This is a genomic window from Klebsiella sp. 141153 (assembly GCF_032601995.1).
In the GTDB taxonomy this organism is placed as follows: domain Bacteria; phylum Pseudomonadota; class Gammaproteobacteria; order Enterobacterales; family Enterobacteriaceae; genus Klebsiella; species Klebsiella aerogenes.
Genome location: NZ_JAQIRJ010000001.1, coordinates 18,019 through 31,464 on the forward strand (window position 1 = coordinate 18,019; position 13,446 = coordinate 31,464).

14 protein-coding genes and 3 tRNA genes are annotated in these 13,446 nt (G+C 53.6%); 9 read left to right on the plus strand and 8 right to left on the minus strand.

Annotated features, from left to right (window positions below; all coding sequences use genetic code 11):
• Nucleotides 1-13: 13 nt before the first annotated feature.
• Nucleotides 14-1,201, minus strand: a complete 1,188-nt coding sequence (gene ygeW / locus PGS10_RS00075) for a knotted carbamoyltransferase YgeW (RefSeq protein ID WP_015366901.1) — start codon at nt 1,199-1,201, stop codon at nt 14-16.
• 486 nt (nt 1,202-1,687) lie between these two features.
• On the opposite strand from ygeW, the gene PGS10_RS00080 reads away from it, so the two are divergent.
• From PGS10_RS00080 to PGS10_RS00095, 4 genes are all read left to right on the plus strand, one after another.
• Nucleotides 1,688-3,466, plus strand: coding sequence for a sigma-54 interaction domain-containing protein (locus tag PGS10_RS00080; RefSeq protein WP_047042759.1), 1,779 nt, complete (start codon nt 1,688-1,690; stop codon nt 3,464-3,466).
• Between the two features lie 279 nt (nt 3,467-3,745).
• On the plus strand, nt 3,746-5,395 hold the full coding sequence (locus tag PGS10_RS00085; RefSeq protein ID WP_047042761.1) for an OFA family MFS transporter: 1,650 nt from the start codon (nt 3,746-3,748) through the stop codon (nt 5,393-5,395).
• Nucleotides 5,396-5,543: 148 nt separating this feature from the next.
• Nucleotides 5,544-6,179, plus strand: coding sequence for a carbonic anhydrase (locus tag PGS10_RS00090; protein WP_015366898.1), 636 nt, complete (start codon nt 5,544-5,546; stop codon nt 6,177-6,179).
• 110 nt (nt 6,180-6,289) lie between these two features.
• On the plus strand, nt 6,290-6,988 hold the full coding sequence (locus PGS10_RS00095; RefSeq protein WP_316422423.1) for a carboxymuconolactone decarboxylase family protein: 699 nt from the start codon (nt 6,290-6,292) through the stop codon (nt 6,986-6,988).
• Between the two features lie 156 nt (nt 6,989-7,144).
• On the opposite strand, the gene PGS10_RS00100 is transcribed toward PGS10_RS00095, so the two are convergent.
• Nucleotides 7,145-7,354, minus strand: coding sequence for a YdgH/BhsA/McbA-like domain containing protein (locus tag PGS10_RS00100; protein ID WP_015366896.1), 210 nt, complete (start codon nt 7,352-7,354; stop codon nt 7,145-7,147).
• 304 nt (nt 7,355-7,658) lie between these two features.
• Between PGS10_RS00100 and PGS10_RS00105 the strand changes: the two genes are divergently transcribed.
• Nucleotides 7,659-7,826: a hypothetical protein gene (locus PGS10_RS00105; protein ID WP_162184057.1), complete on the plus strand. Its 168-nt coding sequence runs from the start codon at nt 7,659-7,661 to the stop codon at nt 7,824-7,826.
• Nucleotides 7,827-7,847: 21 nt separating this feature from the next.
• On the opposite strand, the gene PGS10_RS00110 is transcribed toward PGS10_RS00105, so the two are convergent.
• Complete coding sequence (locus PGS10_RS00110; RefSeq protein WP_047042767.1) at nt 7,848-8,201, minus strand: antibiotic biosynthesis monooxygenase family protein; 354 nt, start codon at nt 8,199-8,201, stop codon at nt 7,848-7,850.
• A 21-nt stretch (nt 8,202-8,222) separates the two neighbouring features.
• Nucleotides 8,223-8,909 (minus strand): B3/B4 domain-containing protein, encoded by a 687-nt coding sequence (locus PGS10_RS00115; protein WP_316422188.1) that lies wholly within the window; start codon nt 8,907-8,909, stop codon nt 8,223-8,225.
• Between the two features lie 43 nt (nt 8,910-8,952).
• On the opposite strand from PGS10_RS00115, the gene PGS10_RS00120 reads away from it, so the two are divergent.
• Both PGS10_RS00120 and PGS10_RS00125 read left to right on the plus strand, forming a co-directional pair.
• Nucleotides 8,953-9,555, plus strand: coding sequence for a cupin domain-containing protein (locus PGS10_RS00120; RefSeq protein ID WP_316422189.1), 603 nt, complete (start codon nt 8,953-8,955; stop codon nt 9,553-9,555).
• Nucleotides 9,556-9,656: 101 nt separating this feature from the next.
• The gene (locus PGS10_RS00125; protein WP_316422190.1) at nt 9,657-9,974 is read left to right on the plus strand and encodes a putative quinol monooxygenase; all 318 of its coding nucleotides are present in this window, start codon (nt 9,657-9,659) and stop codon (nt 9,972-9,974) included.
• Nucleotides 9,975-10,027: 53 nt separating this feature from the next.
• Here PGS10_RS00125 and PGS10_RS00130 read toward each other — a convergent pair.
• The 3 genes from PGS10_RS00130 to PGS10_RS00140 all read right to left on the minus strand — a co-directional run bounded on the left by PGS10_RS00130 (nt 10,028) and on the right by PGS10_RS00140 (nt 10,264).
• A tRNA-Val gene (locus PGS10_RS00130) sits at nt 10,028-10,104 on the minus strand.
• Between the two features lie 3 nt (nt 10,105-10,107).
• Nucleotides 10,108-10,184 (minus strand) — tRNA-Val (locus PGS10_RS00135).
• Between the two features lie 3 nt (nt 10,185-10,187).
• Nucleotides 10,188-10,264, minus strand: a tRNA-Val gene (locus PGS10_RS00140).
• A gap of 249 nt (nt 10,265-10,513) precedes the next feature.
• Between PGS10_RS00140 and PGS10_RS00145 the strand changes: the two genes are divergently transcribed.
• Complete coding sequence (locus tag PGS10_RS00145) at nt 10,514-11,083, plus strand: TIGR00730 family Rossman fold protein (protein WP_047042772.1); 570 nt, start codon at nt 10,514-10,516, stop codon at nt 11,081-11,083.
• An 85-nt stretch (nt 11,084-11,168) separates the two neighbouring features.
• Here the strand turns inward: PGS10_RS00145 and mdtK are convergent, their stop codons facing one another.
• On the minus strand, nt 11,169-12,542 hold the full coding sequence (gene mdtK, locus PGS10_RS00150) for an MdtK family multidrug efflux MATE transporter (RefSeq protein ID WP_047064934.1): 1,374 nt from the start codon (nt 12,540-12,542) through the stop codon (nt 11,169-11,171).
• Nucleotides 12,543-12,772: 230 nt separating this feature from the next.
• Between mdtK and PGS10_RS00155 the strand changes: the two genes are divergently transcribed.
• The gene (locus tag PGS10_RS00155; protein ID WP_015366888.1) at nt 12,773-13,408 is read left to right on the plus strand and encodes a riboflavin synthase; all 636 of its coding nucleotides are present in this window, start codon (nt 12,773-12,775) and stop codon (nt 13,406-13,408) included.
• The last annotated feature ends 38 nt before the right edge of the window (nt 13,409-13,446 follow it).

Consider the following 13,446-nt stretch of genomic DNA (forward strand, 5'->3'; position numbering starts at 1 on the left):
CCGGCTTGCGAGGTTATTTGATGCGTTTTTGCGCGTCCTGCAGCAGTTGCTCCAGCAACTGACCGGGTTTGGCATATTTGCGACAGAGGATCATGGCGGCGATGATGTACGGCTTCCAGCTGGCCTCTTTATAGGTGGCGATACGGTATTTTTCGAACACCGCTTCGGTGACTTCGCCTTCCTCGCAGGAGACGCCGGTAATATCCGCCGGCAGGCAGTGCATATACAGCGCGTCACCGTCTTTGGTGTGCTTCATCATCTCTTCGGTACAGTGCCAGTCTTTGTGATTGGCGTTCTGGGCGAGACAGGCTTTTTCCAGTGCTTTCAGCCCGTCATGGTCGTTGGCGCGCAGTAGCTCGGTGCGCTGTTCCATCACTTTGTATGGCGCCCAGGATTTCGGGTAAACGATATCGGCGTCTTTAAAGGCTTCCGCCATATCGGTGACCTGACGGAAGCTGCCGCCGGATGCCGCGGCGTTTTTCTTCGCCACTTCGATAACATCCGGGATCAGATCGTAGCCTTCCGGATGGGCGAGGGTGACGTCCATACCGAAGCGGGTCATCAGACCGATGATCCCCTGCGGAACGGAAAGCGGTTTGCCGTAGCTTGGCGAGTAGGCCCAGGTCATGGCAATTTTTTTACCTTTCAGATTTTCCAGCGAGCCGAAGTGTTCACGCAGCCAGGCCAGATCGGCCATCGCCTGCGTCGGATGGTCGATGTCGCACTGCAGGTTTATTAATGCCGGGCGCTGCGGCAGCACGCCCTGTTTGTGGCCGTCATCCAGCGCTTCGCCGACTTCACGCATATAAGCGTTGCCGGCGCCGAGATACATATCGTCGCGGATACCGATGGCGTCAGCGCAGAAGGAGATCATATTGGCGGTTTCACGTACCGTTTCACCGTGGGCGATCTGCGACTTGCCTTCGTCGAGGTCCTGCTGCGCCAGGCCGAGCAGGTTTAACGCCGAGGCATAAGAGAAGCGGGTGCGGGTCGAGTTATCGCGAAAGACCGAAATACCCAGCCCGCTGTTAAAAACTTTGGTAGCGATGTTTTCCGCCCGCAGCGTTTTCAACGCCGCGGCAACATCCAGCACCTGCTTCAGCTCGTCCGGCGATTGCTCCCACGTAAGCAGGAAGTCTTTTTCATGCAGGTTGGAGTTGAGCTTATTGATATCCTTGATCAGTTCGTTAACAGTTTTCATATTTCGATCCTGGTAGTGAATGACGGCTTATTGATTGCTGTGCAGTCGAAATGACATTGATGTAAGTGGCGACGGCCAGCGCTGTATTACCACTAACAATAAGCGTGCCAGTTGTAATTCAGTCGCGGTGCGCGAGCGAAAAAGTCGGGAATTATGCGAGGCGGGTCACGAAAAATGGCTTATAACGGTCAATTGATAGAAATGAAATTCATTCGCCAGTTGTCACGATAAATTAAATTTGATCCATCAGACGAGCGTGGATATCGTTCTGCGACGGTGATTTCGACACCAAAATGATAATTTCGGCCTGTGGATTATCATATTGAGAGGAAAATGTGATACCTCTTCCATATTTTCTTTAAGCCGTAAAAAAGCGCAGGGTTGGCACCTTTTTTCAAGTTGTGCAGCGGTAGTATGATAAACGCAGAATAAAAAGAGTCGATCTTCAGCTTTTCTCTTTCGGCTACTGATATTAAAAGGTCAATTATGATTCCCTCCAATTCTCTATCCGTTTTAATGCAGATTCAGCCAACGATTCAACGTTTTGCCCGCATGCTCTCCAGCGTGTTACAACTCGAGGTCGAGATTGTCGACAATACGCTGTGCCGCGTCGCCGGTACTGGCGCCTACGGTAAATTCCTGGGGCGAAAATTAAATACAGATTCGCGACTTTTACGTTACATAATAGAAACAAAAAAAGAAAAGGTCGTGACTCATTCGCGTTTTGACCCCTTGTGTAAGGGGTGTACCAATAAAGAGAACTGTAAAGAGAAGGCATTTCTGGGCACTCCGGTCATTTATCAGGAACAGTGTGTCGGGGTTATTAGCCTGGTCGCCCTAACTCGCGAGCAGCAGGAGCGCATTAATGACAACCTCCACGAGTTCTCAGATTATGTACGACACGTTTCTTCAATATTTGTCTCCCGCCTGTTAGAAGACCAGGGTGGGGGAGACAATATGCTAAAAATGTTTTCCACCATGATTGAAAACATGGATCAGGGCGTGCTGGTGGTTAGCCAGGATCAAAAAGTTAAATTTGCCAATCAGGCGGCAATGAAAATCCTTGGCGCGAATCACGGTAGTATGATTGGTAAAACTATTCATTTTCGTCCGCTGACTTTTGCGCAAAATTTTATTCGCGGCCACGTTCAGCACGTCATTTCTTTTGATGATAAGAAAGAGCTGATTATCGGCCAGCTGCACGCTATTCAGGATCAATGGCTGTTCTTAATGGCCTTCCATCAGTCGCATTCGTCGGCCGATCTGGCGCCGCCGCAGGATGGCCCGCAGATTGAACAGATGGTTGGCGAATGTCGGCCAATGCGTCAGCTGAAAAAACTGATTACCCGTGTGGCGCCAAGCCCGTCGAGCGTAATGATCGTCGGCGAAAGTGGAACCGGCAAAGAGGTGGTCGCTCGCGCGGTACATAAGCTCAGCGACAGACAGGCAAAGCCTTTCATCGCCATCAACTGCGCGGCCATCCCCGAGCAGCTACTGGAGAGCGAGCTCTTTGGTTACGTCAAAGGCGCATTTACCGGGGCGTCGGCAAACGGCAAGACCGGGTTGATTCAGGCAGCTAATCACGGCACGCTGTTTCTCGATGAAATCGGCGACATGCCGTTAACCCTGCAGGCTAAGCTGCTGCGGGCGATTGAATCGCGCGAAATTCAGCCGGTGGGGGCGAGCCATCCGGTGCCGGTCGATATCCGCATTATTTCGGCCACTAACCAGAATCTTGAGCAGTTCATTGCCGAAGGCAAATTCCGCGAGGATCTGTTCTATCGGCTTAATGTCATCCCACTGCGCCTGCCGCCGTTGCGCGAGCGTCAGGATGATATCGAATTGCTGATTCACTATTTCCTGCACCTGCACACCCGGCGGCTGGAGCTGGTTTATCCCGGCGTGTCCCCGGAAGTTATCGCCTTACTGAAGAACTACCGTTGGCCGGGCAATATTCGCGAGCTGAGTAACCTGATGGAGTACCTGGTTAACGTGGTTCCCTCCGGTGAGGTGATCGATCTGTCGCTGTTGCCGCCAAATCTTATCAGCAGCGGCAAAGTCAACGAGCGTGAAAGCACCGGGGCGGCGCCAGCCAGCGTTGCGAAAGAAGAAGAGGGGGGAACGGCGCTGGAGGAGATGGAAAAGCAGATGATCCGCGATGCTTTGACGCGTTATAGCAATAAAAAGCAGGCCGCCGATGAACTCGGGATCGGCATTGCGACGCTATATCGTAAAATCAAAAAATATGAACTGGTCGGGGTTTGATAACCCGTATCACTCTGAGAGCAATGTTTATCAAAATCGCCGATCGTTATTGATCTGGCATGCATCACGCGCCGAATGCCCGGAAAAGAGAAAATCACTACCGATGATTTTCTCTTTTTTTACAGCTTTCAACTCCTCCCTCCTGGCTTAACTGTTCTGCTTGCTCGCTTCAGTCACCATTTTCTGTTCGTTTTTTCAGCAGGTGGCATTGTTCTTGCCTTTATCGTTTGCCATCGGCTGCTGCGATAGCCGGCAAACAAACATGATAAGGACAGGAACATGGTGCAGATAAATGAGAATCTCGCGACTCCGCCCGTTTCATCGTTGAGTCGTTTTTTTGCTAAGCCCCGCATTATTGCTAAACCTGGATTTAACCGCTGGTTGGTCCCACCGGCGGCGCTGGCGGTGCATTTGTGCATTGGTATGGCCTACGGCTTTTCAGTCTACTGGCTGCCAATGTCGCAGCTGATCGGCGGCAGCGCGCCGCTGCAGTGTCCGGTCGATATGTCATTCTGGCAGCAACTGGTTACCCGCCAGTGCGACTGGAAAATTTCCCTGCTTGGCTGGACCTATACGCTGTTCTTCGTTTTTCTCGGCTGCTCCGCGGCGCTCTGGGGGAGCTGGCTGGAGAAGGTTGGCCCGCGTCTGGTGAGTTTCGTTGCAACCCTTTGCTGGTGTGGCGGCCTGCTGCTGGCGAGCGCGGCAATCTATTTTCATCAGCTGTGGCTACTGTGGTTGGGCGCCGGTGTGATTGGCGGCATTGGCCTGGGGCTTGGCTATATTTCGCCGGTCTCAACGCTGTTGCGCTGGTTTCCCGATAAGCGGGGGATGGCCGCGGGAATGGCGATCATGGGCTTCGGCGGCGGGGCGCTGGTGGGGGCGCCGCTGGCGAATTGGCTGATTAATTTTTTCGCCGATGGTCAGGAAACTGGGGTATGGCAAAGCATTCTGGCGCTGGCGGTGATTTATGCGCTGTTTATGCTCTGTGGGACATTCGGCTATCGCCTGCCACCGATGGGCTGGCATCCGCGCGGCGCGAAAGCGCAGCAAGTCATCGGCAAACAGCCAACCATTCAGGTTCACGTCAGCGTCGCGTGGCGCACTCCGCAGTTCTGGCTGCTGTGGCTGGTGCTGTGGCTTAACGTTACCGCCGGGATCGGCATTCTCGGCATGGCCTCGCCGATGCTGCAGGAGATTTTTGCCGGTAAGTTACTATCGCTGGATCTGGGCTGGCAGGAACTTAATACAGAACAGCTGAAGCGCATCGCGACGATGGCGGCGGGATTTACCGGCCTGCTCAGCCTGTTTAATATTCTGGGGCGCTTTTTCTGGGCTTCTGTTTCCGATATGTGCGGCAGGAAGGTCACCTTCGCGCTGATCTTCTTTCTGGGAACCCTACTTTACGGCACGCTGCCGCTCATTAACCACGGCGGCTACGTGGCGTTTTTTGTCTGTGCGCTCTGCGTGATTATCTCTATGTACGGCGGCGGGTTCGCGACCATCCCGGCGTATCTCGCCGATGTATTTGGCTCACAAATGGTTGGCGCGATCCATGGCCGTCTGCTGACTGCCTGGTCGGCGGCCGGGATCAGCGGCCCGGTGCTGGTCAACTATTTGCGTGAATACCAGCTGGCGCAAGGCGTGGAACCCGCGAGAATATATGACATCACGCTGCTGGCGTTGACCGGGTTGCTTATCATCGGCTTTATTTGTAATCAGCTGGTTCGGCCGATTTCGCAGAAATATGCCATGACCGCGGAGCAACAGCAGCAGGCGAGGGGCCTGTATACTATCAATAAAGACGCGCAGCTGAGCTGGGAACCGACGCCCGCGCCGCTGCTGCTGACGCTAAGCTGGCTGGCGGTCGGCATACCCTTGCTGTGGGGGATGGGGACCACCTTGCAACAAGCGGTGAAGTTCTTTATGTAGACCCACAGAGGTAAGCACCCAAAGGAGAGGTTGGGTGCTTATTGTGCAGCTATTACCAATAACGATTCCCATTCTGCGCTTCGGTGATACACTAACTAAATGTGATCTTTGTCATATCGTAATTACTACAGAGAAAAGAGACACTGCTATGCAACATATCATTGAGGGCTTCCTCAACTTCCAGAAAGAGATTTTCCCGCAACGCAAAGAGCTCTTCCGCAGCCTGGCGTCGAGCCAGAATCCTAAAGCGTTGTTCATCTCTTGTTCCGATAGCCGCCTGGTTCCGGAACTGGTTACCCAGCAGGAACCTGGGCAGCTGTTCGTTATTCGTAATGCCGGTAATATTGTGCCCTCATTTGGACCGGAGCCGGGCGGCGTGTCTGCCACCATTGAATATGCCGTTGTCGCCCTTGGCGTGACGGATATTGTTATCTGCGGTCACTCCAACTGCGGCGCGATGAAAGCCATCGCCACCTGCCAATGTCTGGAACCAATGCCTGCCGTTTCCCACTGGTTGCGCTACTCCGACGCGGCGAAAGCGGTGGTTGAGAAGAAAACCTGGGCCAGTGAAACCGATAAAGTGAACGGTATGGTGCAGGAAAACGTCATTGCCCAGTTGAACAACATTAAAACGCATCCATCGGTCGCGGTTGGCCTGCGTGACAAAACCCTGCGTCTGCACGGCTGGTTCTATGATATCGAAAGCGGCGATATTCGCGCGCTGGATAAAGACACCAAAACCTTCGTTTCATTGTCGGAAAACCCGGAAGTCTACTTCGAATAATATCCCCCAGGGCAAGGAAGCCCTGAGCATCGTAATAGATAATTCATGAGCCCATCTCATAGGTCTGTTCGTTAACACCTGGCTAATCAACGCCCTGCCAAGTTTCTATAATCCTCTTCTCCTGTCGATACTTTCCGCTTGGAGAACAAACGATGCAAAACCCATTGAACGCGCGCCAACAGGCGCTGATCCCGGTTGGCGCCCTGGCCGCTGAAGGCAATATCGCGGCATTGGCCCCGGCGCTGGAGACCGCGCTTGATATCGGCCTGACAATAAATGAATTAAAAGAGACGCTGGTGCAGTTGTATGCCTACTGCGGCTTTCCGCGGAGCCTGAATGCGCTCTCCTGCCTGATGAGGGTGATAACCGAGCGCCAGGCGCGAGGCGTTATTGATAACGAGGGGGCGACAGCGACCCCGTTACCGGAGAACTGGGATAGCCTGCAGGCCGGTAGCCGTAATCAGACACAACTGGTAGGGCAAACGGTCAGCGGACCGCTATTTGATTTTGCGCCGGCCATTGACTGCTATCTGAAGGCACATCTGTTTGGCGATATTTTCCAGCGTGACGTTCTGGATTGGTCGACGCGCGAGCTGGCGACGATCTCAATGCTGGCAGCGCTATCCGGCGTGGAAAGCCAGCTGAAGAGCCATTACGCGATTAGCCTGCACAACGGCCTGACGGCGCAGCAGCTGCGCGGATTTATTAACGTGTTGGCGACAAAAGTCAGCGCTGGGATAGCGGATAAGGCCTCGGTGGTGCTGGAACAAGTGGTTATTGAGCAGCAGCAGGATGGAAAAGGCGTTTAATGGCTGCGGTCTCTTCCAGCCGGTTGAATCATTGGCGGAGAGTACATCTCATTAATGGTTGGAAGAGGTGAACGACGGAGGGGACAACAAAATTGTCTTCGCTAAAAAGCAGCGCGGCGCGCCAGAGAGAATGTCTGACGCGCCATGCTCGCACTATTATTTGCTCAGTTCGGCAGTCATATAGACGCGGTTATTGAACTGGGCGCTGGTGATTTTATAAGACGCGCCTTGCTCTGCAGCCTGCGCGGCAATTTTCGCTTCCGCACGGTCGAGGGTCGAAGCGGTTGCCGTCACGCTCTGCGCGAAAGCACCGAATGACATCAGGGACAGAACGGTAACAGCAGCAAAAGTTTTGATGGATTTCATGGTCATATTCCTTAAATTTTTTGTTTGGGGAGGAGCACTGTTGCTCCGATGTGATAAGAATAGAACCAATGCCGGTTGTTTAAAATCGAAACAATTTGCGTATCTCATTCAAAATTTATGATCAATATTGGCGGCGAATGTTTATCTGAAACGGAGGCGGGGATGATAGGGCGGGCTGATAGGGTGGCGGCTTTACAAAGCCACACAAATGTTGAAGGAACTTGCCGTAAAGCGTGCTACTCTCTATCTGAAGTTGTTGAATTTACTACGGAATGGTTAACGCCTGAAGGAGAACGCTATGGTAATGACCACGCTATCCCCCTTAGTAGTGACGCGTTGGAGTGAAAGCCCGGCGGTGCAGGAACTACAAGATACCCAATTGCTGCGGCCTTGGGCAAAAGCCACCGCCTGCTGTCGTAGCAAGAAAGCCTGGAAGAGGCGTTATGTCACTCGCCAGAAACAGGCCGAATAAACCGAAACGGTATTTGCCGGTCTATTCCTGGTGTTGCGGTTGATAGCGTAGTGGATACTCCGCAAGTGGATGGGGCAGGTTCATATTATGGCTGCCCTCAATCTCGGCAACGATGGTTTGATAACCGGCAATCCAGCGTTGCCCCTGCGCTTTAGCCTGCTGGTGTTGCAGATGGTTCATCATCATTTCCATAGACTGTCGGTCACGCCAGTAGTAATTATTGATGATTCTGCCGCTGGCGGCATCATGATAGCTCTCCATCCCGATAAACCCTTCTAGCGACCGGGTGTAGCGTTCGATTACGCCGTCCAGTTGATAAAAGTCGTCGTCGTACTCTTTCTTCTCGAAGATAAAACTGGTTAAAAATAGTGACATCGCCTGCTCCTGCGCCTGCCTTTACAGACTGATTAACGTGGACTGGTGACTCAGGCCGGGCATCATCTGCTCCAGTCCCTCGGTAAGCATCCGCCCGGCCTCATGCAGCGCTTCGAGCGGCATTTCCGGCAGGCTTTCCAGAATAAACCACATCTGCGGGTCGCGAGCGCTCAGACGGGTGCGAACTCCCTGTCGCCAGTTCCAGCGGCGGCAGGTAACGCCGCGATCGTCACGCCAAATGACTTCTCCCGGTTCCGCTGATTCAACGGCGGCTAAGCCTTCCTTCATCGTATCAAAAAGCTCAGAACCGTCGGCGATAACCAGACGCGGCGCGCCGCAATAGGCGGCGATGTTCTCACCCCCGACCGGAACGGCATACCGCAGGCTGACGGCATTGTAGAGGTCAACGACCGGGTCAATTGCCGGCATGGCGCCCTCGCGCAGTACGCGTTTACGCAACGCCTCCGCGGAGCAGGGCGTGCGTTTTGGCTTAGCGCCAAACGCTTTGAATACCGTAGACCAAGCCGCGAGATGATCTTCCGCCCAGGCGGGCTGTCCGGCTAATACCGCCTGACAGGCTGTGGCCAGCGCGGCTTCACCGATAGAATCCTCACGTAGCGGTGCAGCGTTGACGGTAATACTCAGCGCCCGAAACCCCGGGGCGATCGCAGCTAACTGTGGGCTAATTGACGGTAATGGGTGAGACATTGCATAATCCTGTAACGACTGATTTAGAGCATAATATCGACCGATGAACGATAAAGTCAATATAACGACCGATAATAGCAACGACCTAAGCCGTATTAATGAGGCAGTATCGCGGCGTATTAAGCAGTTTCGACGCGAAAAGAAGATCTCTCTCGACGAGCTTTCCCGTCGCGCAGGCGTCAGTAAAGGGATGCTGGTGGATATCGAAGGGTGTCGGGCGAATCCCAGTATCGCGTTGTTGTGCAAAATCGCTGCGGCGATGGGGGTGTCGGTGGCGGAGTTTGTCAACGTCGCCAGTGAACCGATGGTTCATCTTATCGACCGTGACGCAATTCCGGTATTATGGCGCGGCGAGCAGGGCGGCAGCGCCAGACTGCTGGCCGGCACCAGCGGACCGGATATGCTTGAGCTCTGGCAGTGGCGGATGCTGCCTGGCGAATCGTTCCGTTCGCCGGGGCACCCGGCCGACACCTACGAGCTGCTATACGTGACCGAGGGGCAGCTCACCCTGACGGTGAATAATGACCAATATCAGGTGGCAGAGGGATGTTCTGCGGTAGCGCGTACTGATGCGCCGCATGAATATTGTAATGTTAGCCAGTTGCCCGTCGTCTTTACCATGACGGTGTATGAGAAAGGGCGCTGACGCGGACTCTGGCGTAAATCTGGCTTCACCACTACGCTCAATAATTCACTCCCTGGATAGAGATAGTATCCAGGGGAACGCGGTGAGCCAGAGGAAGCCTTATGAGTGAAGTCAAAATTGTTGCCACGCTGACCCCTTATCCTGAATATATCGATACCATCAGAAATGCGGCATTAGCCATGGTGCCGCCGACGCACAGAGAAGCAGGGTGCCTGCATTACGACCTGCACGAAAGCCGGGAGATCCCTGATGTCAGGCAGCTTTCCCAACAAGGAAAGATCTCATTTGTGTTTATTGAGCGTTGGCGTTCGGAAGACGATCTGAAACAGCACGTTGCGATGCCCTATCATGATGATTTTCTGGCGATACTGGACGGTAAACTGGAGAGTATTCAGGTACAGCGATTGATGGCGTTGTAGATAAAAGCAAGAGGAAAAAAGAGAAGTGCGCACCAAATCAATAATGATTGAAATGGTGCGTCCGAGTGGACTCGAACCACCGACCCCCACCATGTCAAGGTGGTGCTCTAACCAACTGAGCTACGGACGCAAATGGTGCGTTTAATTGGACTCGAACCAACGACCCCCACCATGTCAAGGTGGTGCTCTAACCAACTGAGCTATAAACGCAAATGGTGCGTTCAATTGGACTCGAACCAACGACCCCCACCATGTCAAGGTGGTGCTCTAACCAACTGAGCTATGAACGCAATGTTGTGGTGACAACGGGGACGCATATTAACGGCAGGGAGGCCATGTGGCAAGAGGCAAACGTCACTTTTCTTGCAGAATAGACGCGTTTGCAGAACTTTTATCCATGTCGCACATATTTTACTGATGATAAAGGATATTTCTTCAGCAATATCCCGCTTCGTTGCGTTTTTCTGCCCGGATTGGCAGGGGAGACGCTCACCGACTTTATGCTAGAGTGTGCGGCAAATAAACGACGGAGCGCAGTAATGAAAGCAATTGGCATTTTTTGTGGTTCTTCTACCGGGGACAACCCGATTTATCAGATTTACGCGCAACAGGTTGGCAAGGCGCTGGCGCAAGCCGGGGTGGAGCTCGTGTATGGCGGCGGTAAAGTAGGACTCATGGGCGCCGTGGCAGACGCGGCGTTAGAACACGGCGGGCGGGTCATTGGCGTGATGCCGCGCGGGCTGGTGGAGCGTGAGATTGCGCATAGCGGACTAAGCGAGCTGCATGTCGTTGAGAATATGCATGAGCGTAAAAACAAAATGTCGCTGCTGGCGGACGGCTTCATTGCCATGCCGGGCGGAGCCGGAACGCTGGAAGAAATTTTTGAACAGTGGACCTGGGCGCAGCTCGGTATTCATGAAAAACCCTGTGCTTTTCTGAATGTGAACGGCTATTACAATCCGCTGCAGGCGATGGCGGAAAAAATGGCCGCCGAAGGGTTTATGCACCGCCGCTATGCTGAGATGCTGACTTTTAGCGATGATGTGCAGGAGATTTTGACCGCATTCCACCGCTATGAGCCGCCGCAGCGCAAATGGCTTGCGAAGTAGCGCTATTTTTAAGTCGATTTATTATTTAACGCCAAAAAAAGGGCAAACCGCGTCAACGGCTTGCCCTTTTATTTAGCATTTTTGGTTAGCGCGCTGCGCGCTGCAGGATAATGCTGGACGGCTGACGCTGCAGGAAGCGCATGCGCAGCATCATCATGATGGCAGCGGAGGTCAGGCCGATGATAAAGCCGCACCAGAAGCCCGCAGGCCCCATCCGCGGCACCACAATATCGGTCAGCGCCAGCAGATAACCGCTTGGCAGCCCCAGTACCCAGTAAGCGGTGAAGGTAATAAAGAAGATCGACCGCGTATCTTTATAACCGCGCAGAATACCGCTGCCGATCACCTGAATGGAGTCGGAAATCTGATAAATCGCCGCCAGCAGCATCAGCTGTGAGGCCAGTAGCACCACCTCAGGGTTATCGTTGTACAGCAGGGCAATCTGCTTACGCATCAGGATCGTGAAAATCGCGGTGATCATTGCCATGCAGACGCCCACGCCGACGCCGGTACGCGCGGAGGTCTGGGCATCCAGCGTCGAGCCCTGGCCGAGACGAAAGCCAACGCGAATGGTCACCGCCGCCGCCAGCGAGAGCGGAAGAACGAACATCAGCGAACTGAAGTTGAGCGCGATTTGATGCCCTGCGACATCGATAATTCCCAATGGCGAAACCAGCAGCGCCACAACTGCGAACAGCGTGACTTCAAAAAACAGCGCCAGCGCGATTGGCAACCCCAGCTGTACCAGCCGTTTTAATACCGAAAAATCAGGTTTACTGAAACGCTCAGCGCAGCGGATATCGCGCATTGAGCGCGCGCGGCGTACCCAGGTCAGCATGCTGGCAAACATGACCCAGTAGACCGAGGCGGTCGCGACCCCGCAGCCGATACCGCCAAGCTCCGGCATGCCGAAATGACCATAGATAAAAATGTAGTTCACAGGAATGTTGACCAGCAGGCCGATAAAACCCATCACCATTCCGGGTTTGGTTTTTGCCAGCCCTTCGCACTGGTTACGCGCGACCTGGAAAAACAGATATCCCGGCGCTCCCCACAGCAGCGCACGCAGATACCCCACCGCTTTGTCGGCAAGCTGTGGGTCGATGTTGTGCATCGAGCTAATGATATAGCCTGCATTCCACAGCACCACCATCACCAGTACGGAGACAAAGCCCGCCAGCCAAAAGCCCTGGCGTACCTGCTGGGCGATACGATCGCGGCGGCCGGAGCCATTGAGTTGGGCGATAACCGGCGTTAGCGCCAGCAGCAGACCGTGGCCAAACAGGATGGCAGGTAGCCAGATCGAGGTGCCGATAGCCACGGCGGCCATATCGGTTGCGCTATAGCCGCCGGCCATCACCGTATCGACAAAACCCATCGCCGTCTGGGCGACCTGCGCCAGAATGACCGGGATAGCCAATGCTAATAACTGACGCGCTTCTATAAAGTACTTCTGCACGTGAACACCTTTATATTGTTGTTATTTTGAGACTAAAAAAGCCGCCTTAAATGGCAGCAAGAAGAAAAAACAGGAGGAATTTCCAGTCTATTGTAGCGAGGATTAGCCATTAAGCCAGTGAAAAAATGGTGGGGGCACGATGCGCGCTGGCAACCTGTTTGGTCAACTGTTATTGTTCCGCGTATATATAACGGTAATGATACCGTCACGATTCTCAACAGGAGCAAAGTATGTTTACTGGTATTGTACAGGGGACTGCGAAAGTGGTGTCCATCGATGAGAAACCGAATTTCCGCACCCACGTGGTGGAGCTGCCGGCGCATATGCTCGACGGCCTGGAGACCGGTGCTTCGGTGGCGCACAATGGCTGTTGCCTGACCGTTACCGAAATTGACGGCCCGCGAATCAGCTTTGATTTGATGAAAGAGACGCTGCGGATCACCAACCTTGGCGCTATCCATGAAGGCGATATGGTCAACGTTGAGCGAGCGGCGAAATTCAGTGATGAAATCGGCGGCCATTTGATGTCCGGCCATATTATGACCACCGCCGAAGTCGTTAAAATCCTCACCTCGGAAAACAATCGCCAGATTTGGTTTAAGGTACAGGACCCGGCGCTGATGAAATATATCCTGTATAAAGGGTTCATTGGCGTGGACGGTATTAGCCTGACGGTTGGCGAGGTGACCCCGACTCGTTTCTGCGTGCATCTGATCCCCGAAACGCTGCAGCGTACGACGCTTGGGGTGAAAAAACTCGGCGATAAAGTGAATATCGAAATCGATCCGCAGACTCAGGCGGTGGTGGATACCGTGGAACGCGTGCTGGCGGCAAAAGAAGCGGCGCAAAAAAGCGCGGAAGAATAATTAAAAAAGCCCCCGTAGAAGCGTATTTCTGCGGGGGC